At 69.9% G+C, this 23,545-nt stretch carries 22 protein-coding genes; 19 read left to right on the top strand and 3 right to left on the bottom strand.

Annotated features, from left to right (window positions below; all coding sequences use genetic code 11):
* Positions 1–42: 42 nt before the first annotated feature.
* Positions 43–3,393: a ribonuclease E gene (gene rne / locus DFP85_RS08505; RefSeq protein ID WP_166644623.1), complete on the bottom strand. Its 3,351-nt coding sequence runs from the start codon at positions 3,391–3,393 to the stop codon at positions 43–45.
* Positions 3,394–3,957: 564 nt separating this feature from the next.
* Between rne and DFP85_RS08500 the strand changes: the two genes are divergently transcribed.
* Genes DFP85_RS08500 through DFP85_RS08490 form a run of 3 tightly spaced genes read left to right on the top strand, consistent with a single transcriptional unit; the run spans position 3,958 to position 6,679 of the window.
* Positions 3,958–4,905, top strand: coding sequence for an RluA family pseudouridine synthase (locus tag DFP85_RS08500; RefSeq protein ID WP_133635867.1), 948 nt, complete (start codon positions 3,958–3,960; stop codon positions 4,903–4,905).
* Between the two features lie 12 nt (positions 4,906–4,917).
* A complete protein-coding gene (locus tag DFP85_RS08495) occupies positions 4,918–5,568 on the top strand; it encodes an HAD family hydrolase (protein ID WP_133635866.1) in 651 nt (216 codons plus the stop codon).
* A gap of 22 nt (positions 5,569–5,590) precedes the next feature.
* Positions 5,591–6,679, top strand: coding sequence for a S49 family peptidase (locus tag DFP85_RS08490; RefSeq protein WP_133635865.1), 1,089 nt, complete (start codon positions 5,591–5,593; stop codon positions 6,677–6,679).
* A gap of 123 nt (positions 6,680–6,802) precedes the next feature.
* Here the strand turns inward: DFP85_RS08490 and DFP85_RS08485 are convergent, their stop codons facing one another.
* Entirely contained in the window at positions 6,803–7,402 is a 600-nt protein-coding gene (locus tag DFP85_RS08485) for a Maf family protein (RefSeq protein ID WP_133635864.1), read from the bottom strand.
* Positions 7,403–7,531: 129 nt separating this feature from the next.
* Here DFP85_RS08485 and DFP85_RS08480 point away from each other — a divergent pair, with 129 nt between their 5' ends.
* The 16 genes from DFP85_RS08480 to DFP85_RS08405 all read left to right on the top strand — a co-directional run bounded on the left by DFP85_RS08480 (position 7,532) and on the right by DFP85_RS08405 (position 21,651).
* Positions 7,532–8,059 (top strand): YceD family protein, encoded by a 528-nt coding sequence (locus tag DFP85_RS08480; RefSeq protein WP_133635863.1) that lies wholly within the window; start codon positions 7,532–7,534, stop codon positions 8,057–8,059.
* A 32-nt stretch (positions 8,060–8,091) separates the two neighbouring features.
* A complete protein-coding gene (gene rpmF / locus DFP85_RS08475) occupies positions 8,092–8,262 on the top strand; it encodes a 50S ribosomal protein L32 (RefSeq protein WP_106229211.1) in 171 nt (56 codons plus the stop codon).
* 38 nt (positions 8,263–8,300) lie between these two features.
* Positions 8,301–9,422, top strand: coding sequence for a phosphate acyltransferase PlsX (plsX, locus tag DFP85_RS08470; protein WP_133635862.1), 1,122 nt, complete (start codon positions 8,301–8,303; stop codon positions 9,420–9,422).
* A 5-nt stretch (positions 9,423–9,427) separates the two neighbouring features.
* Positions 9,428–10,399 carry an ACP S-malonyltransferase gene (fabD, locus tag DFP85_RS08465; RefSeq protein ID WP_133635861.1) on the top strand — a complete coding sequence of 324 codons (972 nt, stop codon included), beginning with the start codon at positions 9,428–9,430 and terminating at the stop codon, positions 10,397–10,399.
* Between the two features lie 31 nt (positions 10,400–10,430).
* Entirely contained in the window at positions 10,431–11,174 is a 744-nt protein-coding gene (fabG, locus tag DFP85_RS08460; RefSeq protein ID WP_133635860.1) for a 3-oxoacyl-ACP reductase FabG, read from the top strand.
* Between the two features lie 132 nt (positions 11,175–11,306).
* Positions 11,307–11,540 (top strand): acyl carrier protein, encoded by a 234-nt coding sequence (gene acpP, locus DFP85_RS08455; protein WP_008956801.1) that lies wholly within the window; start codon positions 11,307–11,309, stop codon positions 11,538–11,540.
* Positions 11,541–11,739: 199 nt separating this feature from the next.
* Positions 11,740–12,978, top strand: a complete 1,239-nt coding sequence (fabF, locus tag DFP85_RS08450) for a beta-ketoacyl-ACP synthase II (RefSeq protein WP_133635859.1) — start codon at positions 11,740–11,742, stop codon at positions 12,976–12,978.
* A gap of 17 nt (positions 12,979–12,995) precedes the next feature.
* Positions 12,996–13,817 carry an aminodeoxychorismate lyase gene (gene pabC / locus DFP85_RS08445; protein ID WP_133635858.1) on the top strand — a complete coding sequence of 274 codons (822 nt, stop codon included), beginning with the start codon at positions 12,996–12,998 and terminating at the stop codon, positions 13,815–13,817.
* Between the two features lie 15 nt (positions 13,818–13,832).
* Complete coding sequence (gene mltG, locus DFP85_RS08440; RefSeq protein WP_133635857.1) at positions 13,833–14,837, top strand: endolytic transglycosylase MltG; 1,005 nt, start codon at positions 13,833–13,835, stop codon at positions 14,835–14,837.
* Positions 14,838–15,103: 266 nt separating this feature from the next.
* Positions 15,104–15,736: a dTMP kinase gene (gene tmk / locus DFP85_RS08435; protein ID WP_279512927.1), complete on the top strand. Its 633-nt coding sequence runs from the start codon at positions 15,104–15,106 to the stop codon at positions 15,734–15,736.
* Positions 15,733–16,728 carry a DNA polymerase III subunit delta' gene (locus DFP85_RS08430; protein WP_133635856.1) on the top strand — a complete coding sequence of 332 codons (996 nt, stop codon included), beginning with the start codon at positions 15,733–15,735 and terminating at the stop codon, positions 16,726–16,728. Before tmk ends, DFP85_RS08430 begins: the two co-directional genes overlap by 4 nt.
* A gap of 29 nt (positions 16,729–16,757) precedes the next feature.
* Positions 16,758–17,093 carry a PilZ domain-containing protein gene (locus DFP85_RS08425; protein ID WP_106229220.1) on the top strand — a complete coding sequence of 112 codons (336 nt, stop codon included), beginning with the start codon at positions 16,758–16,760 and terminating at the stop codon, positions 17,091–17,093.
* 47 nt (positions 17,094–17,140) lie between these two features.
* Positions 17,141–17,986, top strand: a complete 846-nt coding sequence (locus DFP85_RS08420) for a TatD family hydrolase (protein WP_133635855.1) — start codon at positions 17,141–17,143, stop codon at positions 17,984–17,986.
* A 46-nt stretch (positions 17,987–18,032) separates the two neighbouring features.
* Positions 18,033–18,605 (top strand): DUF1285 domain-containing protein, encoded by a 573-nt coding sequence (locus DFP85_RS08415; protein ID WP_133635854.1) that lies wholly within the window; start codon positions 18,033–18,035, stop codon positions 18,603–18,605.
* Entirely contained in the window at positions 18,602–20,824 is a 2,223-nt protein-coding gene (locus DFP85_RS08410; protein WP_133635853.1) for an ATP-dependent helicase, read from the top strand. The genes DFP85_RS08415 and DFP85_RS08410 overlap by 4 nt, the downstream gene beginning before the upstream one ends.
* The gene (locus tag DFP85_RS08405) at positions 20,821–21,651 is read left to right on the top strand and encodes a sulfurtransferase (RefSeq protein ID WP_133635852.1); all 831 of its coding nucleotides are present in this window, start codon (positions 20,821–20,823) and stop codon (positions 21,649–21,651) included. Before DFP85_RS08410 ends, DFP85_RS08405 begins: the two co-directional genes overlap by 4 nt.
* Positions 21,652–21,770: 119 nt before the next feature.
* Here DFP85_RS08405 and DFP85_RS08400 read toward each other — a convergent pair whose 3' ends face one another.
* Positions 21,771–23,414 (bottom strand): electron transfer flavoprotein-ubiquinone oxidoreductase, encoded by a 1,644-nt coding sequence (locus tag DFP85_RS08400; RefSeq protein WP_133635983.1) that lies wholly within the window; start codon positions 23,412–23,414, stop codon positions 21,771–21,773.
* Positions 23,415–23,545 lie beyond the last annotated feature (131 nt).

Here is a 23,545-nt window from a genome sequence, read left to right as displayed (position 1 = left end):
TGGCTGCGGGCGCTGTCAGTCGTGCAGGCGGGACGGGTGTCCTCAGCCCTGCTTGCCCTCCTGGGCCTTGGCCTCCTGCTCACGACGGCGGATCTCCCGCGGGTCGTTATGAGCGCGGCGACGGCGACGGCGGCTGGCGCGGCTCTCCGTCGCCTGCTCCTCGGCCTTCGCTTCCGGCTTGGCTTCGGCGTTCGCCTCGGCAGCCTTCTGCTCGGCCTTCGGTGCCTCGGCCTTGGTCTCGGCAGGCTTCTCGGCAGTTTTCTGCTCGGGCTTCGGTGCTTCGGCTTTCGCCTCGGCGGGTTTCTGCTCGGCCTTCGGTGCCTCCGCCTTGGCGTCGGCAGTCTTCTCGGCCGGCTTCTGCTCGGCTTTCGGTGCCTCGGCCTTGGCTTCGGCGGGCTTCTGCTCGGCTTTCGGTGCCTCGGCCTTGGCTTCGGCGGGCTTCTGCTCCGGCTTGGGTGCATCCGGCTGGGCTTCGCCCTTGGCCTCGGTCGGCTTCTGCTCGGCTTTCGGCGCCTCGGCCTTGGCTTCGGCGGGCTTCTGCTCGGCCTTCGGTGCCTCAGCCTTGGTCTCGGCAGGCTTCTCGGCAGTTTTCTGCTCGGCTTTCGCTGCTTCGGCCTTGGCTTCGGTCGGCTTTTTCTCGGGCTTCGGTGCTTCGGCCTCGGCCTTGGCGTCGGCGGGCTTCTGCTCGGCTTTCGGCGCCTCGGCCTTGAACTCAGCCTTGGCTTCAGCCGGCTTGTCGGCTGGCTTCTGCTCCGACTTCGGTGCCTCGGCTTCGCTGGGCTTCTGCTCGGCTTTTGGCGCCTCGGCCTTGGGCTCGGCAGGCTTCTCGACGGGCTTCTGCTCCGCCTTGGGCGCATTCGCCTTGGATTCGGCCTTGGCGGCCTGATCGCCTGACTGCTTGGCCGCTTCCGGCTCGGTCTTCGCTTCGGCGGGCTTCTGCTCTGCCTTGGGTTCGGCCTTGGAATCCTGGCCACTTGGCTGCTTGGCCGCGTCCGACTCGGACTTCGCCTCGGCGGGCTGGGATTGCCCCTGGGCGGTCTCGGTGTCGGTACCGGCCTCGGCCGCCTCGGCCATCAGGCGCTGTTGCTCGGCCTCGGCCTTGGGGTTGATGGCATGCTTGCGGGTGCGCTGACGCGGATTGTTGCGCGTGCGCTTGGGCTTGCCGTCATCCACCGGGGCCTCGGCAGCGCCCGGCTTCTCGGTACGCGTGTCGCCCGTCTTCTCGGTCGGCTTGTCGCTGCCTTTCTGGCGACGGGCGTCATCGCGGGGCTTCTCGTCTCGGGGCTTCTGGTCACGAGCCCTGTCGTCGCGTGGCTTCTCGTCACGTGACTTCTCATCGCGAGCCTTGGGCGCCTCCTGCGGACGCGCCTGGCGGCCCTCCTCGGGACGACCGCCGCGGCCACGTCCGCCACGGCTGCCGCGGCCCTCGGCGCCGGCGGGCTTGCCTTCCCCGCGCTCGCCCTCCTGGCGTGGTGCACTGCGCCGTTCGTCGTTGCGCGGGCGACGCTGGCGGCCGTTGCGACCGCCACGCTCGTCGTCGCGCTGGGCGGGCTTGCGCGCGCCCTGGTCACCACGCGACTCGCCCTGGCGGGCCGACGGCTTCGGCTCGGTGCCGGCGGGCGCCTCGTCGCTGCCGAGCAGCTTGGCCAGGCCCTTGACCAGGCGGCCCAGCACCCCGGCCTGGGGTTCGGCGACGGGCGGGGCGGCCGGTGCCTTGGCCGCCGTCGGGGCCGCCGGAGCGGGCGCCGGGGCCGGGGCCTCTTCCTGCTGCAGGGAGGCGGGCGCCGGCTCGTGGTGGATCACCGTCTTCACGGCGGCCTCGGCGCGCTGGACCGGCTTGCCGAAGGCGGCCTCGGGTTCCTTGCCCACCTCGGTGTCGGTGGAGAGCTCGAAGCTGGAGAGGGTCGCGGTGCCTTCCTCGTCGACGTGGTCGTCGCGCAGGCGCTGGACATCGTAGTGGGGTGTGTCCATGTCCGGGTTGGGCAGCATCACCACGCGGACGCCCTGGCGCCGCTCGATCTCGGCCAGCACGGCGCGTTTCTCGTTGAGCAGGTAGGTGGCCACCGGTACCGGCAGGATGGCGCGGATCTGGGCGCTACGCTCCTTCATCGCCTCTTCCTCGATCAGGCGCATGATGGAGAGCGAGATGGAGCGCACGTCGCGGATGGTGCCCTGGCCATCGCAGCGCGGGCAGACCACGCCGCTTGTCTCGCCAAGCGACGGGCGCAGGCGCTGGCGCGACATCTCCATCAGGCCGAAGCGCGAGATGCGGCCGATCTGCACCCGGGCGCGGTCGAGCTTGAGGGCGTCGCGCATGCGGTTCTCGACCTCGCGCTGGTTGCGCGCCGGGCTCATGTCGATGAAGTCGATCACCACCAGGCCACCGATATCGCGCAGGCGCAGCTGGCGGGCGATCTCGTCGGCCGCCTCCAGGTTGGTCTGCAGGGCCGTCTCCTCGATGTCGCTGCCGCGGGTGGCACGCGCCGAGTTGATGTCGATGGAGACCAGCGCCTCGGTATGGTCGATGACGATGGAGCCGCCGGAGGGCAGCTTGACCTCGCGCTCATAGGCGGTCTCGATCTGCGACTCGATCTGGAAGCGCGAGAAGAGCGGGACCTCGTCGACGTAGAGCTTGATCTTCTGCTGGTAGGAGGGCATCACCTGGCGGATGAAGGCCAGGGCCTCCTGGTGGACCTGCTCGCTGTCGATCAGCACCTCGCCGATGTCCTGGCGCAGGTAGTCGCGCATGGCGCGGATGATGACGTTGGATTCGCGGTAGATCAGGAAGGGCGCCGGGCGCTTGCCGGCCTCTTCGGTGATCGACTCCCAGACCTGCACCAGGTAGTCCAGGTCCCACTGCAGCTCCTCGGGGGAGCGGCCGATGCCGGCCGTGCGCACGATCAGGCCCATCTTGTCGGGCACGGTCAGCTGGCTCATGGCCTCCTTGAGCTGGCTGCGCTCCTCGCCCTCGATGCGCCGCGAGATGCCGCCGGCCCGGGGATTGTTGGGCATCAGTACCAGGAAGCGACCGGCAAGGCTGATGAAGGTGGTCAGGGCGGCGCCCTTGTTGCCGCGCTCCTCCTTGTCCACCTGGACGATGACTTCCTGGCCCTCCTTGAGCACCTCCTTGATGCTGGGTCGGCCCGAGGGCTCCTTCAGGAAGTAGTCGCGGGATACCTCCTTGAGGGGCAGGAAACCGTGGCGGTCGGCACCGAAGTCGACGAAGGCGGCTTCGAGGGAGGGCTCCACGCGGGTGATCTTGCCGCGGTAGATGTTGGCTTTCTTCTGTTCCCGGGCACCGGACTCGATGTCCAGGTCGTAGAGGCGTTGTCCATCGACCAGCGCGACCCGCAGCTCTTCGGGCTGGGTCGCATTGATGAGCATCCGTTTCATGTCGTCTCGCAAGTAGGGACGCGCCGGATGGCGGTCAACGACGGAGGCGAACCGCTGGTTGCTGCGTGCTTGTGCTCAGCGCATGTCGCGGATGCGGTAGTGCGCCCGGCCGTTCCGGCTCATCCTTGCACGATGGAACCGACACGGCGTGATCATGTTGAGTACGGGGCGGAGGCAGGACATGTCTCGGTGGGACGTCGCCCATCCGGCCCTGCGGTCACCGCCAACACCTGGCATTCATCGATTCGCCAACGCCGGCCTCCGGCACGTTGTTGTACGTATCCCGCGATCTTCGGTCGTGCTGCAGGGAGCGCGACCGAAGCCGGGCGTGGCGTTGTATCGCTTGCTTGTCGGCGGCGGGACCCCGGATTGGCGAGGATCGTCGCGGCCTGATCTTTTCGCTCCGGCCTGCGTGTCTGTCGTGCAGGCGCTCTGTCGGGTCGTGACGACCCAGTGAAGCGAGTTGGCAATATACCAGCAAAGGGTGTGGCCAGCAATTGGCGCAGGATGGCCAGCACTGCGGTAGAATGCGCCCTTCGAGCAGGTTTTCAGTGGAGTGGCGGCATGGCCGAAGGGCGCGACGTGCAGTGGGTGGAAGTGACCGAGGGCCAGGTTGGCCAGCGGGTCGACAACTTCCTGTTGACGCGCATGAAGGGGGCGCCCAGGGCGCTGATCTACCGCATCGTGCGCAAGGGCGAGGTGCGGGTGAACAAGAAGCGGGTCAAGGCCGATACCCGCCTGGCGCTGGGCGACATGGTGCGCATCCCCCCGCTGCGCCTCACGCCTCGGGAGGCGGTCCGCGAGGTGAGCGACAACCTGCGCAACCTGCTCGCCGGCAGCGTGCTGCTGGAGGGGCGCGACTGGCTGGTGATCAACAAGCCCTCGGGACTCGCCGTGCATGGCGGCAGCGGGGTGAAGATCGGCCTGATCGAGGCGTTGCGCCAGGTGCGCGAGGACCTCGACTTCCTGGAACTGGTCCATCGCCTGGATCGCGACACCTCCGGCTGCCTGCTGCTGGCCAAGTCGCGCCCGGCGCTGCTGGCGCTCAACGCCTCGCTCAAGGAGCGCCAGATGGACAAGCAGTACCTGGCGCTGGTAGCCGGGCGCTGGCCGGCGCGACGCGACTTCGTCAGCGCCCGGCTCGACCGCTTCGAGCTTCCCAACGGCGAGCGACGGGTGCGGGTCGAGCCGGGCGGCAAGGTGGCCCGGACCCGCTTCGCGGTACGCGAGGCCTTCGAGAAGGCCACCCTGGTCGAGGCCGAGCCGGTCACCGGGCGGACCCACCAGATCCGCGTGCATGCGGCCCATGCCGGCCATCCGCTGCTCGGTGACGACAAGTACGGCAGCCGCGAGAGCCAGCGGCTCTCCGCCTCGCTGGGGCTGTCGCGCCTCTTCCTGCATGCCGCGGCGCTGACCTTTCCCGAGCCCAGCAGTGGCCGGCCGGTGAAGATCAAGGCGCCGCTGCCCGCCGAGCTCGAGACGGTGCTTGACCGCGCCCGCCACGCCCGCTGACACGGAGGCTTCATGCGCTATCGACTGGCCATCTTCGACTGGGATGGCACCCTGATGGACTCCATCGCCCGGATCGTCTCCAGCATGCAGGTGGCCTCCCGGGAAGCCGGCTGGGGCGAGCTGGAGGCGGAGGCGGTCCGCAACATCATCGGCCTGGGGCTGCCCGAGGCCATCGCCACCCTCTGCCCCGGCATCGACGCCGAGCGTGCCGAGCTGCTCCGGGCGCGCTATGCCTACCACTTCGTCGAAGGCGATACCGGCCCCATGCGCTTCTATCCCGGGGTCGAGGCCGGCCTGGCCCGGCTACGCGGCAGGGCGGACCAGCGGCTGGCCGTGGCCACCGGCAAGAGCCGCCGCGGCCTGGACCGCATCTTCCGCGAGAGCGGCAGCGGCGACTGGTTCCATGCCAGCCGCACCGCCGACGAGACGCTCTCCAAGCCGCATCCCCGGATGCTCGAGGAGCTCCTCGTCGAGCTCGATGTCGAGGTCGACGAGGCGGTGATGATCGGCGATACCGAATACGACCTCGAGATGGCCCGGGCGTTGGGCATGGACCGGGCGGCGGTGACCTGGGGCGTGCATGCCCCGGCGCGCCTTGCCGCCAGCCGGCCGGTGTTCACCGCCGAGACGGTGCCCGAGCTCTTCGACTGGCTGCACGGCTAGCTGACCAAGGGACAGGACGACCATGAGTGACGACGACAAGCGTGATGACCGCTGGACGAACGGGCCGGAGCTGACCCCGGAGCAGGCGCGCCGTGAGCGCGAGGCGCAGCGGGGCGATGCTGCCGCTCCTCCCGCCGAGGATGCCGAGACGCTGCGCGAGCGCCAGCGCCTGGCCCAGCTGGAGATGATGGGTCGCTGGATCGACGGGGTGCTGGTGGAGCAGCGTCGTTCCAGGCGCTGGAAGCTCTTCTTCCGCTTCTTCTTTGCGCTGCTGATCCTGGCCTCGCTCTCGATCTCGCTCTACGGGATCCTGGGGGCCCCGGGGAGTGGCGCGCCTGCCCAGCCGCACCTCGGGGTCGTCGAGGTCAAGGGGGTGATCGACAGCGACTCCCCGGCCAGCGCCGAGCGCATCATCGAGGGCCTGGAGCGGGCCTGGCGGGCGGAAGAGGCCGAGGCGGTGGTGCTGCATATCGACAGCCCCGGCGGCAGCCCCGTGCAGTCCCAGCGCATCTTCGAGGCGGTGATGCGGCTGCGCGACGCCGGCGACAAGCCGGTGCTGGCGGTGATCGAGGACATCGGGGCCAGTGGTGCCTACTACGTGGCCGCGGCGGCCGACGAGGTCATCGCCGCACCGGCCAGCCTGGTGGGCTCGATCGGGGTCATCCATGCCGGCTTCGGCTTCGAGGAGGCCATCGGGCGCCTGGGGGTCGAGCGTCGCGTGTTCACGGCCGGCGAGAACAAGGCGTTCCTCGACCCCTTCTCGGACATCGCCCCCGGGCAGCGCGAGTTCTGGCAGGAGGTGCTCTCCACCACCCACCGCCAGTTCATCGACGACGTGCGCGAGGGGCGCGGCGACCGGCTGGCCGACGATGAGCGACTGTTCAGCGGGCTGATCTGGAGCGGCGAGCAGGCCCTCGAGCTGGGGCTGGTGGATGGGCTCGACAGCCTCGACGGCGTGGCACGCGCTCGACTGGGCGAGGCGCGACTGCGCGACTACACCCCACGTCTCGATCCCCTCGAGCGGATCTCCCGCCAGTTCGGCCGGGTCGCCATGGAGTGGCTCGGCCTGCCGCGGGGTGAGTCGCCGGTGCGGTATCAGCTCGCCCCCTAGGCGGCGAGAAATGCTCAGCTACAAGGCGCAAGGGACAAGCTGCAAGGCACCCCGTTGATGCGGCCAGCAGTGCGAGGTCGATACTGCGTGCTCCTTGTCCTTGTCCTTGCTCCTTGCTCCTTGCTACTCGGGCGAAGCCCGGTCGCCCAGAGGGTCCAGCCCGGCCTCGCGCAGCATCTTGCAGAGGCGGATCAGTGGCAGGCCGATCAGGGTGTTGGGGTCGTCGCCCTCGAGCCGCTCGAACAGCGCGATGCCCAGCCCCTCCATGCGGAAGCTGCCGGCGCTGTCCAGCGGCTGCTCCCTCTCCACGTAGCGAGCGATCTCGTCCTCGCTGAGCTGGCGGAACACCACGTCATAGCGCTCGTGGCACACCCGGTGACGGCCGTGCCCGGTGTCGAGTAGCGCCAGGCCGGTGAGGAAGCGCACGCGCTGGCCGGAGAAGCGAGCCAGGTTGGCGCGGGCCGTGGCCGCGTCGCCCGGCTTGCCGAGGATCTCGCCCTCGAAGAGCGCCACCTGGTCGGAGCCGACGATCAGGTGGGCGGGAAAGCGGTCGGCCAGCCGCTCGGCCTTGGTCAGCGCCAGGCGATGGACCAGGGCCTCGGGTGCCTCGCCCGGGCGCGGAGTCTCGTCGATGTCGGGGCTCTCCCAGGCATAGGGGATCCCCAGGCGGTCAAGCAGCTGGCGGCGCCAGGGCGAGCCCGAGGCAAGGATCAGGTGGGGCATGGGCATTCTCCGGGGCGGGTCGGTGGAACAGTGAGTCGGCAGCGCCGGTCATGGCGCCGCGCCGCCATGATAACCCGGGACGATGGCGGCTTTGACAGGGGCAGGGGGAGTGCCTATCATTGCGCGCCTATGTTGACCTCAAGACTCCCCGGCAGGGTCGAGCCCTACAAGCTCGCGGCCCGTGCCGAACACCTGGAAGGCCTGGTGGCGCTCTCTGACATGGCGCGGCTCGCCGAGGAAGTCGGTGGCCAGTCCGGCGATGCTCAGGTATGGCTGGATTTCGCCATCGACCCCCAGGGGCGGCGGGAGATCCGTGGCCACCTGAAGGCCGATCTGCAGCTGCCGTGCCGGCGCTGCCTCGAGCCCATGGCGCAGCAGGTCGAGAGCGATTTCCGGCTGGGGATGGTCACCAGTGACGCCCTGGCCGCGGAGCTGCCGAGCACCCATGAGCCGGTGCTGGTGGAAAACGAACAGCTGAACCTGCTGGCGGTGGTCGAGGATGAGCTCATCCTCAGCTTGCCCCAGGTGGTTTACCACGACGAGGCCGAGTGTCCGGTCTCGCGCGACCAGCTGAACAGCGGGGAGGCGGCCGACGCGTCGGCCAGCGCCCCGGCGAGCCCTTTCGATGTGCTGCGGCAGATCAAGGGCAAACCCTGATACACCCTCGTTTCACTCTGGAGTGACAACCCATGGCAGTTCAACAGAACCGCAAGACCCGTTCCAAGCGCGGCATGCGTCGCAGCCACGACGCCCTCACCGCGCCGGCCCTCTCCCAGGACAAGGAGACCGGCACCACCCACCTGCGCCACCACGTGTCCCCGGACGGCTTCTACCGTGGCCGCAAGGTCGTCGACGCCTGACGCGACGCCATCCCGGGTGGTAATGGCTGGCCGTTGACGTGCGGATCGCCATCGATGCGATGGGCGGGGACCTCGGTCCCCGCCCGGCTGTCATGGGCTCCGCTGCGGCCGCCAGTGCCGATCCCGATCTCGAGCTCCGCCTGTTCGGCCCCGCCGGCCTGCTGGAGGACGAGATAGCCCGCCTGCCGCGGCAGCTTGCCGCGGCGGCGTCGCGTCTGCGGGTCGGCGATGCCCCGGCGATCGTCCAGCAGTCCCAGCGACCCAGCGAGGCGCTGCGTCACGGCGGCGACACCAGCATGGCCCGGATGCTTGACTGCGTCGCCGGCGGGGACGCCGTGGCCGGGGTCAGCGCCGGCAATACCGGGGCGCTGATGGCGCTGGCGCGGCGTGCCCTGGGCACGGTGGCGGGGATTCCCCGGCCGGCCATCAGCACCGCCATTCCCACCCGTGACCTGGGTCGCTGCTACCTGCTCGACCTGGGCGCCAACGTGGAGGCCAGTGCCGAGCGGCTGGTCGACTTCGCCCTGATGGGGGAGGTGATGGCCCGCCATGTGGACGGCCTCGAGGCGCCGCGGGTGGCGCTGCTCAATGTCGGCGTCGAGGGCACCAAGGGCACGCGCAGCGTGCGCGAGGCCGATGCCTGGCTGCGCCGGCATCCCGATATCGCCTACCTGGGCTATGTGGAAGGCGACGGGATCTTCAGCGGTGCCGCCGACGTGGTGGTCTGCGACGGCTTCGTCGGCAATGCCGTGCTCAAGGCCAGCGAAGGCCTGGCGCGGCTGCTGGTCGAGCGGGTCCAGGCGACCTTCGAGGCCCACTGGAGCAGCCGGCTGGTGGGGCTGCTCGCCCGTCCGGCGCTGCGTCGCCTCAAGGGTGAGCTCGATCCCGTGCGCTACAATGGCGCCAGCCTGCTGGGGCTGGCCGGGATCGTGATCAAGAGCCACGGCAGCGCCGATGCCACGGGCTTTCGCTACGCGGTGCAACGGGCGGTGAATGAAGTGAAGCGCGACCTGCCGAGCCGGCTGGCCGCGGAACTGGACCACCGGCGGTCCCCTGTCGAGTCGGCCGACCGCGGCCGAGCCGAGAGCGGATCCAGGCCCATTGGGCCGACCATGCCGGGTGCGCCCGGCATCGGCGACAGTCAACAAGCGCAAAGGTGATCGACATGACGCAACCCCTTGCCCTCATCTTTCCCGGGCAGGGCTCCCAGCAGATCGGCATGCTGCGCGAGCTGGCAGAGCGCTACAGCGTGGTGCGCACGACCTTCGAGGAAGCGGCCGACGCCCTGGGCTACGACCTGTGGCAGGTGGTGCAGGAGGGACCGGCCGAGGCGCTCAATGCCACCGCCTGCACCCAGCCGGCGCTGCTTACCGCCAGCGTGGCGGTGTGGCGGGTCTGGCAGGAGCTCGAGGGGCCGCGCCCCGGGGCCATGGCTGGCCACAGCCTGGGCGAGTACAGTGCTCTGGTGTGTGCCGGGGCGCTGCCCTTCGCCCAGGGCGTGCGCCTGGTGAAGCTGCGCGGCGAGGCGATGCAGGCGGCCGTTCCCGCCGGCGAGGGCGCCATGGCGGCGATTCTCGGCCTCGATGACGAGGCGGTGGAGCAGGCCTGTGCCCGGGCCGCCGACGGCGACGTGGTCGCTGCCGTCAACTACAATGCCCCGGGGCAGGTGGTGATCGCCGGCAGCAAGGCCGCCGTGGAGCGGGCCATCGCCGCCTGCCAGGAAGCCGGTGCCAAGCGCGCGATGCCGCTTCCTGTCTCGGTACCGTCGCATTGCGAACTGATGCGCCCTGCCGCCGAGCGTCTGGCGGCAGCCATGGAAGAAGTCGAGCTTCGCTCGCCGCGCTACACGGTGTTCCAGAACGTCGATGCCCAGGCCCATGCCGACGTGTCGACCCTGCGGACCCGGCTGATCGAGCAGCTCTACCAGCCGGTGCGCTGGACCTCCTGCATCGAGGCAATGACCGCCCGCGGTGCCGAGGTGTTCATCGAGTGCGGGCCGGGCAAGGTGCTCACCGGGCTCAACAAGCGAATCGCCCGAGGCAGCAAGGGGCTGGCGGTCAACGACCCGGACAGCCTCTCCGCGGCCCTCGAACTGGCCAGGGATGCCGTCGGTCAGTCGCCGACGGCCAATGGCTGATCCAACTCCCGGACGTGGACGGACAGAGACCATGACAACCGAGCGTAGAGTCGCCCTGATCACCGGGGCCAGTCGCGGCATCGGCCGCGCCATCGCCCATGAGCTGGGCCGCCAGGGACGTATCGTGATCGGTACCGCCACCACCGATGCCGGTGCCGAGCGCATCGGGGCCGACCTCGCCGAGGCGGGGATCGAGGGGGCCGGCCGCCCGCTGGACGTCACCGACCAGGCCAGCGTCGATGCCCTGATCAAGGCGATCACCGAGGAGTTCGGGGCACCGACCATCCTGGTCAACAACGCTGGCATCACCCGCGACAACCTGCTGATGCGCATGAAGGAAGACGAGTGGGACGCGGTGATGGACACCAACCTCAAGTCGGTCTATCGCGTCAGCAAGGCCTGCCTGCGGGGCATGACCCGGGCGCGCTTCGGCCGCATCGTCTCGATCAGCTCGGTGGTCGCCACCATGGGCAATCTCGGCCAGACCAACTATGCCGCGGCCAAGGCGGGCATGGAGGGCTTCACCCGCGCCCTGGCCCGTGAGGTAGCCTCCCGCGCCATCACCGTCAATGCGGTGGCACCCGGCTTCATCGCCACCGACATGACCGAATCCCTGCCGGAGGAGCAGCACAAGGCGCTGCTTGGCCAGATCCCGCTGGCGCGGCTCGGCGAGCCCGAGGAGATCGCTGCGGCGGTGGGCTTCCTGACCGGCGACACGGCGGGCTACATCACCGGCGAGACCCTGCATGTCAACGGCGGCATGAACATGCGTTGAAGCCTCCGTGGGGCGGCGGTTGCGCCGACCCGGGGGCGTCTATAAACTACCCCGCAGCTTCCGGCTAGCGGATCTGGATCTTTAACGGCTGGTTTTCCGAACGGCCAATGTGAACGACTGGAGTACGTCATAATGAGCACCATCGAAGAGCGCGTGAAGAAGGTTGTGGCCGAGCGTCTGAACGTCAAGGAAGAAGACATCCAGAACTCCTCTTCCTTCACCGAGGACCTCGGCGCCGATTCCCTGGATACCGTCGAGCTGGTGATGGCGCTCGAAGAGGAGTTCGACACCGAGATTCCCGACGAGGAAGCCGAGAAGATCACGACCGTTCAGGAAGCCATCGACTACGTCAACGCCCACCAGTAAGGTGGCGGTCGATACCGCTTGCTGAGGCGTCCGGGGCCAGTGCCCCGTGGAGAGCCGTCCTGCCCTGTCAGGACGGCTCTCGTGCTATGCGCGACAGGAACTTGCCGAGCCCGCACAGGTCGGGGAGACTCGGGTATAATGCGCGCAATGACGGCCCCGTCGCGGGGTCGTGTCACCAAGGTTGTCTGGAGGAAAGCTGATGGCTCGTAGAAGGGTTGTGGTGACCGGGCTCGGTCTGGTCACGCCGGTGGGGAATACCGTGGAGGAGAGCTGGGCCAGCATCCTGGCCGGCAAGAGCGGTGTCGCGCCCATCGAACACTTCGATGTCAGCGCCTTCAACACGCGCTTCGGCGGGTCGGTGAAGGACTTCGACATCAGCCCGTACCTCAATCCCAAGGAGGCCCGCAAGATGGACCTCTTCATCCAGTACGGGATGGCCGCCGGTGCCCAGGCGATCGAGGATGCCGGGATCGAGTGTCACGATGGCAATGCCGATCGCATCGGTGTGGCCATCGGCTCGGGGATCGGTGGCCTGCCGATGATCGAGCATAACCACAGTGCCCTGCTCAAGGGCGGGGCGCGGCGGATCTCCCCCTTCTTCGTCCCGGGGTCGATCATCAACATGATCTCCGGCAACCTGGCGATCCAGCACGGGTTCCGGGGGCCCAACATCGCCATCACCACGGCCTGTACCACGGGGACCCACAATATCGGCTACAGCGCCCGCACCATCGCCTACGGCGATGCCGACGTGATGGTCTGCGGCGGTGCCGAGATGGCGACCACGCCGCTGGGCCTGGGGGGCTTCTCGGCGGCCCGAGCGCTCTCCACCCGCAACGATGACCCGGCCGCGGCGAGCCGCCCCTGGGACCGGGACCGCGACGGCTTCGTGCTCTCCGATGGCGCCGGTGTGGTGGTGCTCGAGGAGTATGAGCAGGCCAAGGCCCGCGGGGCGACCATCTATGCCGAGCTCACCGGTTTCGGCATGAGCGACGATGCCTACCACATGACTGCGCCGCCGGAGGATGGCCACGGTGCCGCCCGCTCCATGCGCAATGCCATCCGCGATGCCGGCATCGACCCCTCGGCCGTCGACTACATCAATGCCCACGGTACCTCGACCGCGCACGGTGACCTGGCCGAAAGCCGTGCCGTCGAGCAGGTGATGGGCGCGGCCGCAAGATCGGTGGCCGTCAGCTCCACCAAGTCGATGATCGGCCACCTGCTGGGCGCCGCCGGTGCCGTCGAGGCGGTGTTCAGCGTGCTGGCCATCCGTGACCAGGTGGCGCCGCCGACCATCAACCTGGATAACCCCCAGGAAGGCTGCAACCTCGACTACGTGCCCCACACCGCTCGCGAGATGAAGATCGACGTCAGCCTGTCGAACTCCTTCGGCTTCGGTGGCACCAACGGCACCCTGGTCTTCACCAGGGTGTGAGGCCCGAGGAGCATCAGGTGGGAGCCGAGGCCTCGCCGGCGGGCTGGCCGCTGGACGATCGTGGCGTCGCCTATGGCGATGGCCTCTTCGAGACCGTGCTGGTGCGTGACGGTGTCCCGCGTCTGTGGGAATCCCACCTGGCGCGCCTGGCGCGTGGCTGTCGGGTGCTGGGGATGCCGATGCCCGCCAAGCACGACCTGGAACGCCCACTGGCCCAGGCCGGCGAGGGGCTTGCGGTCCTCAAGCTGATCGTTAGCCGGGGCAGCGGAGGTCGCGGCTATGCTGCTCCCGCGGTACCCGCTCCCCGGCTTCGCTGGCAGCTGTCGCCCTTCGTCCCCGATGCCACCCGCTGGAAGGTGGGCGTGAGGGTTCGCCACTGTCGCCTGCGGCTGGGGCTGCAGCCGGTGCTCGCCGGGCTCAAGCACCTCAATCGCCTGGAGAACGTGCTGGCGCGGTCCGAGTGGTCGGATGCCGACACCGCCGAGGGGCTGCTCTGCGACGGCGAGGACCGTCTGGTGGAAGCGACCTGCATGAACCTCTTCTGGCAGCGCGGAGGACGGCTCGAGACCCCGCGCCTGGTCCGCTGTGGCGTGGCCGGCACGCTGCGGGCAGTGCTGCTCGAGCGGCTGCCCATTGCCGAGGTCGATGCCGCCCCCGGGGTGCTGGCCAGTGCCGAGGCGGTCTGGCTTGGCAACTCGGTACAGGGGGTCTGGCCGGTGACCCGGCTGGATGGGCCCGGAGGAGAGCTCCTGCGGCGCTGGACCCTCGGCGCGGTGCATCGCCGCCTGCAGGCGGTGGCCCATGAGGCGCTGGGCCACCCGATAAGGCTAGACGACTGAACGAGGACGACCCGCATGGGGCGTGTGCTGAAGATTCTGCTTGTTCTGATCATCCTGGCGGCCCTGGCGGCGTTTGCCGGGTACCGCTACTGGCAGTCGCGACTGGAGGCGCCCATCGCCCTCCAGGAACCGGCCCTCTACGAGGTGCCCGCCGGCGCCGGCTACCACCGGGTCGTGAGGGAACTGGACGAACGGGAGGTCCTCGCCGATGCGTGGGCCTTCCGGCTGCTCGCCCGGCTGGACCCCGAGGCCCTGCCACGCCTGCGCCCGGGGGAGTACCGCCTGGAGCCTGGCATGAGCGGCCGCGAACTGCTCGACCTGCTGGGCAGCGACGACGTGGTGACCTACCCGCTGACCGTTCCCGAGGGCTGGACCTTCCGCCAGATGCGCGAACTGCTCGATGCCGCACCGAAGCTCGAGCACCACACCGAGGGCCTCTCCGACGAGGAGGTGATGGCCCGTCTCGACCGCGAGGGTCGCCACCCCGAGGGGTGGTTCTTCCCGGACACCTACCGCTACCACAAGGGGCTCAGCGACCTGGAGATCCTGCGCCAGGCCCTGGAGCGGATGGAGGCCACCCTCGACGAGGTATGGGCGGGGCGTGACGACGACCTGCCCCTGGAGAGCCCCTACCAGGCGCTGATCATGGCCTCGCTGATCGAGCGCGAGACCGGCGCCCCCGAGGAGCGCCCCGAGATCGCCGGTGTGTTCAAGCGCCGCCTGGAACGGGGCATGCGACTGCAGACCGACCCCACCGTGATCTACGGCATGGGAGAGCGCTACGAGGGCAACATCACCCGCGCCGACCTGCGCGAGGCCACGCCCTACAATACCTATGTGATCGATGGCCTGCCGCCCACGCCGATCGCCCTGCCCGGGCGAGCCGCGCTGGAAGCCGCCGTACAGCCCGAGGAGGGCGAGACGCTCTACTTCGTCGCCAAGGGCGATGGTACCCATCACTTCTCGCGCACCCTGCGCGAGCACAATAATGCGGTGAACCGGTATATCCGCAATCGCTGACTGGAGCAGGCATGTGCAATAACGACCCGGATCGGCCAGCGAGGGACGCCGGGGACAGGCCGCAGAGGAGGTCCTACGCCAGGGGTGAGGAGCATTGCTCCGAACGGGCTGGCCACGGATGGCCAGCACCGGCCCTGCAAGCGGAGCGGGACACGAGAGCGCAGCAGGGCGTCGGTAGCGTACACGGAGGTATTCACAGCGCCTCCTCGCAGGCCGGTCGCCGGGAAAGTCTCGAGCGCAATGGCAATCAAGGAAAGGGACGCTTCATTACCCTGGAAGGCGGGGAGGGAGTGGGCAAGTCCACCAACCTGGCCCTGGTGGTCGACCATCTGCGGGCCCGTGGCCACGAGGTGGTGGCCACCCGCGAGCCCGGCGGCACGCCGCGGGCCGAGGCGATGCGCGGCCTGCTGCTCGACCCCGCCGGCGAGGAGCCCCTGGACCCGGATGCCGAATTGCTGCTGGTGTTCGCCGCCCGGGCCCAGCACCTGGCGCGGGTGATCCGCCCGGCGCTCGAGCGCGGCGCCTGGGTGGTCTGCGACCGCTTCACCGATGCCACCTATGCCTACCAGGGGGGCGGGCGCGGCATCGAGGTGGCTCGCATCGCCGAGCTCGAGGCCTTCGTCCAGCGGGGCCTCACGCCCGACCTAACGCTGCTGCTGGACATGCCCATGGCCGCGGCCCAGCAGCGCCTCGAGGGGCGCCTGAAGGGGCAGGGCGGCGAGCGCGACCGCTTCGAGCGGGAGCGCGGCACCTTCTTCGAGGCGGTGCGCCAGGCCTACCTCGCGCGTGCCGAGGCCGCGCCCGGTCGCATGGTGGTGATCGATGCCGGGGCCGGCCTGGCGGAGGTCCAGGCCGAACTGCTGGCGCGGCTGGACGAGCGGCTGGAGGCCTGGTCATGAGCGAGGCCGAGGTCCCCCGCCCCTTGCCCTGGCTGCAGGCGCGGTGGCAGGAACTGGTGCGTCTGGCCGATGCCGGGCGACTGCCCCACGCGCTGCTGATATCCGGCGCCCACGGCCTCGGCAAGCACTCCCTGGCCGAGGCGCTGGTGGCACGCACCCTCTGCGCCTCGCCGGGCGAGCACGCCTGCGGCCGCTGCCATGCCTGTCACATGCTGGCCTCGGGCTATCACCCCGACCTGCTGCGCGTGGCCCCGGAGGAGGGCAAGCGGCAGATCCGCATCGGCCCGGTCCGCGAGGTCAATGCCTTCGTCGCCCAGACCGCCCAGCAGGGCGGCTACCGCGTGATCGTGATCTCGCCCGCCGAGGCCATGAACGTTGCGGCCTCCAATGCGCTGCTCAAGAGCCTTGAGGAGCCCGGCGGGCGGACGCTGTTCGTGCTGTTGTCGGACATTCCCTCGCGGCTGCTGCCCACCATCCGCTCGCGCTGCCAGCACTGGAGCCTGGCGGTGCCGGCCGAGGCCGACTGCCGGGCGTGGCTGGCCGAGCGCCTGGGCGGCGAGGAGGAGGCCCGTTTCTGGTTCCGGGCCGCGGGGGGGCTGCCGTTGCGGGCGCTGGAGCTCGCCGAGCCGGAGTCCCGGGCCCTGCGCCAGCAGCTCCTGGAGACCTTCGAGGCGCTGGTCAGGGGCGCCGAGCCGGTGGCCGAGGCGGCCCGCCTGGAGCGCCAGTCCATCGACGCCATCCTGTGGTACGGTATCGCCTGGCTCGAGGACCTGATTCGTCTGGGGCTGTCCGGCGACACCAGCGAACTGCGCAACCCCGACCTGCTGGTACTCTATCGCCAGGCGGTCAAGAATGCTCGGGTACGCGACTGGTTCCGCCTGCTGGACTATGCCCGCGAGCAGCGTCGCCTCCTGGCCGAGGGGGGCAACCCCAACCCCCAGCTGGCCCTCGAGGCCTGGCTGGTCCGCTGGTCCACGCTGCTGCGCTCTTGACCTGTTGTGCCCTTGACTGAGGAGGCTCCATGGCCGCACAGAAAGCGCTCTCCCTGACGATCCAGGACGTCCCGACCCTGCTCTCGGCCTACATGCCGGTGCTGGAGCGCGGCGGCATCTTCGTGCCCACCCGCGAGCGCTACGAGCTGGGCCAGGAGGTCTTCCTGCTGCTCATGCTTCCCGGGGATGCCGAGCGGGTCCCGGTCACCGGCCAGGTGGTCTGGGTCTCGCCCGAGGGCGTGGCCGGGCGCCGCGTCCCGGGCATCGGTATCCACTTCAGCGCCGAGGACCAGGCCGTTAGGGATCGCATCGAGACCCTGCTGGCCGGTCATCTCGACAAGGGCGCCCCGACCTATACGCTCTGAGTGCCCGCGCCTCCACTGTCCACCCCTTCACATCGGTTGTTGTCTGAATGTTCGTCGATTCCCACTGCCATCTTGACCGTCTCGACCCCGGGACCCACGGCGGCGACCTGGCCGCCGCCCTCGATGCCGCCCGCGCCCGGGACGTGCGCCAGTTCCTGGCCATCGCCGTGACCCTCGAGGACCTGCCGGCCCTGGCCGAGCTTGCCCGGGGCCATGAGGACGTGGTGATCTCCGCCGGCATCCATCCGCTGCACAGCGTCGCCGAGGAGCCGAGCGTCGCGGCGATCAAGGAGGCGGCCGAACGCGTCGGTGCCGTGGCCATCGGCGAGTGTGGCCTGGACTACCACTACCTCGACAGGACGCCCGACAGGGTGCCCTCCCGGGAGGTGCAGCTAGAGCGGTTCCGCCGCCAGCTGGTTGCCGCCCGTGAACTCGAGCTGCCGGTGATCATCCACACCCGTGATGCGCGCGACGATACCCTGGCCCTGATCCGCGAACATACCGACCCGGCGGTGGGCGGCGTGCTGCACTGCTTCACCGAGGACCTGGACATGGCCCGCGAGGCGGTGCGGCACGGCTTCTACATCTCGCTGTCCGGCATCGTGACCTTCCGCAACGCCGAATCGCTGCGCGAGCTGGCCCGCAGGCTGCCGCTGGACCGGTTGCTGATCGAGACCGACAGCCCCTACCTGGCCCCGGTACCGCATCGTGGCAAGCCCAACGAGCCGGCCTGGGTCGTCGAGGTCGCCGAATGCATCGCCGGCGAGCGAGGCATCAGCATCGAGGAGGTCGCCGCCCAGACCACGAGCAACTTCTACCGGCTGTTCCGCGCCGCGGCGCCCGAGGCACCTGCCGAGGTACGCGAGGCGCTGCGCGCCGCCGGACTGGTCTAGGCTACCGTCATCACCCTGTCATCCGTGGCCCGGGGGAGGGCGCACCATGCAACTCGATCCGCTGCTGGCCCAGATCGATCCCGAGGGCGAGATCCCGCCCGTGGATCGCTGGCATCCCGACCACCTCGGCGAGATGGACCTCACCATCGCCGCCGACGGTCGCTGGATCCATGAGGGCACGCCCATCGCCCGACCGCGGCTGGTTCGCCTGCTCTCGACCATCCTGCGCCGCGAACCCGACGGCGACTACGTGCTGGTGACGCCGGCCGAGCGGCAGCGTATCCGGGTCGAAGACCGTCCCTTCCTGGTGGTGGATGCCGAGCGTGACGAGGAAGGCCGGTGGTGGCTGACCACCAACGTCGGCGACCGCCTGGCGCTTGGCGAGGCGCATCGGCTGGTGCTCAGCGAGACGCCGGCCGGCGAGACGGTGCCGGAGGTCGCGGTGCGCTTCGGGCTCGCCGCACGGCTGGGTCGCAACGTCTACTACCGCCTGGTGGAGCAGGCCGAGACCCGGGAACTCGGCGGGGGCCTCCTCGAGCTGGGCCTGACCAGCCGCGGCACCTGGCAGCCCCTGGGGCGGCTGGACGCGGGCGCGGACCCCGTGGGCGAGGTGCCATGACGCGGATCCGCCAGCTGACCCCCGAGCAGCGCGCCGTGGTCGCCCATGGGCGGGGGCACGCCCGGGTCGCGGCGGTGGCCGGTGCCGGCAAGACCACGACCATGGTCGCCCGGGTGCTGCACCTGCTCGCGCAGGGGGTACCCCCGGCGCGGATCCTGGTGCTGATGTTCAACCGCTCGGCCCGGGAAGACTTCCAGGCCCGCCTGGCTGAGATGGCGCCGGCCGGCCAGGCATTGCCCGACGTGCGGACATTCCACTCCCTCGGCCATCGGCTGACCGCGAGCCTGACCCGCTGGGGGGCACTGGCGCCGCGTCAGCTGCTCACCGCCGACTGGCAGCTCGAGCGGCTGCTGCGCCAGGCCACGCTGGCCGCGCTGGGCGAGGCCCCCGAGGCGCGCGAGACGGCCCTGGAGGCCGAGCGCCTCGAGGCGCTGGCCCACTTCTGCGGGCTGGTGAAGGCGGAGATGGCCTCGCCGGCCGAGCTGCACCGCCAGCTCGACTTCGGCGAGGAGACGGGCCACTTCGTGGCCGCCTTCGAGCATGCCGAGCGGCTGCTGGCCGACCAGGGGCTGATGACCTTCGCCGACCTGCTCTACCGTCCGCTGCTGGCGCTGGAGGCGGATGCCGGCCTGCGCGGCCGGGTCCAGGGCTTCCTCGACCACGTGGTCATCGACGAGTACCAGGACATCAACACCGCCCAGCAGCGGCTGCTGGCGCTGCTCGCCGGCCGCGATGCCGAGGTCATGGCGGTGGGCGATGCCAACCAGTGCATCTACGAGTGGCGGGGCGCCCACCCCGACACCATGCTGGAGAACTTCACCGCCACCTTCGGGGCGGCCCGCGACTACCCGCTCTCGACCACCTTCCGGCATGGCCATGCGCTGGCCCTCACCGCCAACCATGCCATCGCCGCCAACCGGCGGCGTCCCGACCAGCTCTGCCTGGCCGCGCCGGACAATCCCGCCACCGGCCTGGCCGTGGGGCAGGGCAGCCAGGGGCTGCTCGCCGAGCTCGACGGCTGGCGCCACGCGGGACGTGGGCTGGCCGAGGCCTGCCTGCTGGTGCGCAGCTGGGCGCTGTCGGTGCCGCTGCAGCTGGCGCTGCTCCGCGAGGGCATCCCCTTCCGCCTCGCCCGGGAGGATCGCTTCGTCTTCCGCCTGCCGCTGGTCGAGGCCCTGGCCGGCTACCTGCGTCTCGCCGTCGAGCCCCGGCGGCTCCAGGACCCGGGACACCTGGCGATGCTGCTGGCTCAGCCCACCCCCTTCGTGGCCCGGGAACGGATCCTTGCCCTGGCCAACCGGCTGGCCGAGACCCAGCGCTGGCCGGAGCGCCACGATCCGCTGCTCGATGGGCTCAGGCCCCACCAGCGACGTACTCTGAAGAAGCGCTGGGCGCTGCTCTGCGAGCTGCCGCGTTTGTCGGCCTGGCCGCCGGCGCGTCTGCTCGAGCACGTGGTCTCCGAGGTCGACGCCGAGAAGGTGCTCAAGCGTGCCGCCGCCCGACGCGACAAGGGCGAGGAGGACGTGCGCCTGCTCGACGTGCTGGTCGAGCAGGCCGGCGAGCTGGGCAGCGACACGGAGGCCTTCATCGAGTTGCTCTCCCGGCCGGTGGAGAACCGCGACGACGGGGTGCTGATCAGCACCGTGCATGGCGCCAAGGGCCTGGAGTGGCCGCTGGTGCTGGTGGCGGGGGTCAACGAGGAGGACTTTCCCCACTATACCCGCGACAATCCCTTGACGCCGGGGCGCCTGGAGGAGGAGCGGCGGCTCTTCTACGTGGCCATCACCCGGGCGAGAGAGCGCCTGGTGCTGCTCCATGACGGCGGTGACCACCGCCCCAGTCGCTTCATCGCCGAGTCCGCCTGGGAGGATGGCCAGCGGGTCGCCCACCGGCTCGACGGCACCCAGGCAGAAGAGGCGCAGGGCCCGCTGCCGGTGTCCGATCCCGACCTGGTGCGGCGCTACCTGGCCTCGCTGGGCCACTCGCTGCCGCTGGTGGCGGCGCGTCCGGCCGCGAAGGTGGGCGCCGCGGAGGCGCCGTCAGCCCGTTTCCGGGTCGGTCAGGCCCTGCGCCATGCGGTGTTCGGCGAGGGCCGGATCAGCGTGGTGGAGGGCGACCCGGACAATCCGGTGATCGAGGTACAGTTCCAAAATGCCGGCCGGCGTCGCCTTATCGCCCGCCGGGCGCCCATCGAACTGCTGGAGGGAGCCGACGCATGACCACTCCGCTGATCACGGCCACCGCGCTGGCCGAGGCGCTCGAGGGCGCCACCCCGCCCCGGGTGCTGGACTGTCGTGCCCGCCTGGGCGAGCCCGATGCGGGCCGCCGGCTGTGGTGGGAGGCCCACCTGCCGGGCAGCCACCACCTCGACCTGGACCGTGACCTGGCCGGGCCGCCGGGGGAGGGTGGCCGGCATCCGCTGCCCACGCCAGCGGCCTTCACCGCGGTGGTGCAGCGCCTGGGGATCAGGCCGGGACAGCCGGTGGTGGTCTATGACGACATGGGCGGCCAGCTCGCGGCGGCGCGGGCCTGGTGGATGCTCGCCTGCTGGGCGGGACATCCCGATGTCCGGCTTCTCGACGGTGGCCTCAGGGCCTGGCTGGCGGCGGGCGGCGAGCTGCTCGAGGATGGCGACCCCGAGGCCATGCCGGCAGGCTCCGACTGGCAACCGGCCTACCGTGACCAGAGCCACGTCACGGCCGGGGAGCTGCTGGTGGGCTCGGCGACCCCTATCGACGCCCGCGCCAGGGAGCGCTTCCGCGGCGAGGTGGAACCCATCGATCCGGTGGCGGGCCATATCCCGGGTGCCGTGTGCCGGCCCAGTGCCGACAACCTCACCGCTGACGGCCACTTCAAGCCCGCCGGGGCGCTGGCGAGCGAGCTGCCTGAGAGCGAGTCGCCGATTGCCTACTGCGGCTCCGGGGTCACCGCCTGCCATACCATCCTCGCCTATGCGATCACCGGCCGTCCCCTGCCCAGGCTCTATCCCGGCTCCTGGAGCGAGTGGATCCGCGACCCCGCCCGGCCCATCGCCACCGGCGACTGAGCCGGGAGCTGCAAGCCACAAGGAGCAAGCGACAGGGCAGCCCGTCGCCTTCGGACAGGAAAAAAGGGCAGGCCTTTGCTGGCCTGCCCCTGGAGCACATTGTCCTCTCTTCTTGCAGCCTACATGTTCGGATAGTTGGGCCCGCCGCCGCCCTCCGGCGCCACCCAGGTGATGTTCTGGGCCGGGTCCTTGATGTCACAGGTCTTGCAGTGCACGCAGTTCTGGAAGTTGATCTGGAACTTGGGGTTACCGGCGTCGTCTTCGATCACCTCATACACGCCCACCGGGCAGTAGCGCTGGGCCGGCTCGGCGTACCTGGGCAGGTTGTCACGGATCGGCAGCTCGGGGTCGGTCAGCTTCAGGTGGCAGGGCTGGTCCTCCTCGTGGTTGGTGTTCGACAGGAACACCGAGGAGGGCTTGTCGAAGGAGAGCTTGCCGTCGGGCTTCGGATAGTCGATCTTCTCGCACTCCTCGGCGGGCTTGAGCGCCGCATGGTCCGGCGTGGTGTCATGGAGGCTGGGCAGCCTGCCGCCGAGCAGCTGGTCGGTGAAGTTGTAGGCGCCGCCCAGGAAGGTGCCGTACTTGTGGATCGCCGGGCCGAAGCTGGCGCTCGCCTTGAGCTCGGCATAGGCCCAGCTGGCTTCCCACTTCTCGGTGAAGGCGGTCAGCTCCTGGCCGCCCTCGTCGCCCGAGGCGATCGCCTCGAAGACGCTCTCCGCGGCCACCAGGCCGGACTTCATGGCGGTGTGCAGGCCCTTGATCTTGGCGAAGTTGAGCGTGCCGGCATCGCAGCCGATCAGCAGCCCACCGGGGAAGGTCATCTTCGGCAGGCAGTTCAAGCCGCCCTTGGCGATCGCCCGGGCCCCGTAGGCCACGCGCTTGCCGCCCTCGAGATGTTTCGCCAGCACCGGATGGTGCTTCATGCGCTGGAACTCGTCGAAGGGCGACAGCCAGGGGTTCTGGTAGGAGAGGTCCATGATCAGGCCCACCACCACCTGCTGGTTCTCGGCGTGGTAGAGGAACCAGCCGCCGTGGGTGTGCCTGTCCAGCGGCCAGCCGGACCCATGAAGCACCAGCCCGGGTTCATGCTGCTCGGCGGGGATGTCCCACAGCTCCTTCAGGCCGATGCCGTAGTGCTGCGGGTCCTTGCCCGCGTCGAGTTCGAAGCGCTCGATCAGCCGCTTGCCCAGGTGGCCGCGGGCCCCCTCGGCGAACAGGGTGTACTTGGCGCGCAGCTCCATGCCCGGCATATGGCCATCCTTGGGCTGGCCGTCGGCACCCACCCCCATGTCGCCGATCAGGATGCCGCGCACGGTGCCGTCCTCGTCCTGGATCACTTCCTGGGCCGCGAAGCCGGGGAAGATCTCCACGCCCAGCGACTCGGCCTGCTCGGCCAGCCAGCGGCACAGGTTGCCGGCGCTGATCACGTAGCGGGTCATGTCGCCGCCGGTGTTGTGCATGGAGGGCGGCACCAGGGCATTGGGCAGCTTCTGGCCCTTCTCGGCATCCTTGAGCAGGTAGACCTCGTCGCGGGTCGCCGGCGTGGTCAGCGGCGCGCCACGCTCCTCCCAGTCGGGGAAGAGCTCGGCCAGGGCCCGGGGTTCGAAGACCGCCCCGGAGAGGATATGGGCGCCCACCTCGGAGCCCTTCTCCACCACGCACACCGTGAGCTCCTGGCCGGCCTCATTGGCCTGCTGCATCAGGCGAGCCGCCGCCGAGAGGCCTGAGGGTCCGGCGCCGACGATGACCACATCGAAATCCATGGAATCGCGTTCGACTTGTTCTTCCACCTGCTCTCTCCTTGCTGTCCCGGGAACGTGGCCGCTGGATGCGACCAACGTCGAAAGGATTTAAAACGGTCGTTTGCTTCTAGCCATGACCCATGATAGGCATA

Origin of the sequence: Halomonas ventosae, from assembly GCF_004363555.1 — a bacterium.
In the GTDB taxonomy this organism is placed as follows: Bacteria; Pseudomonadota; Gammaproteobacteria; order Pseudomonadales; family Halomonadaceae; genus Halomonas; species Halomonas ventosae.
This window is presented reverse-complemented; position numbering and strand designations above follow the sequence as displayed.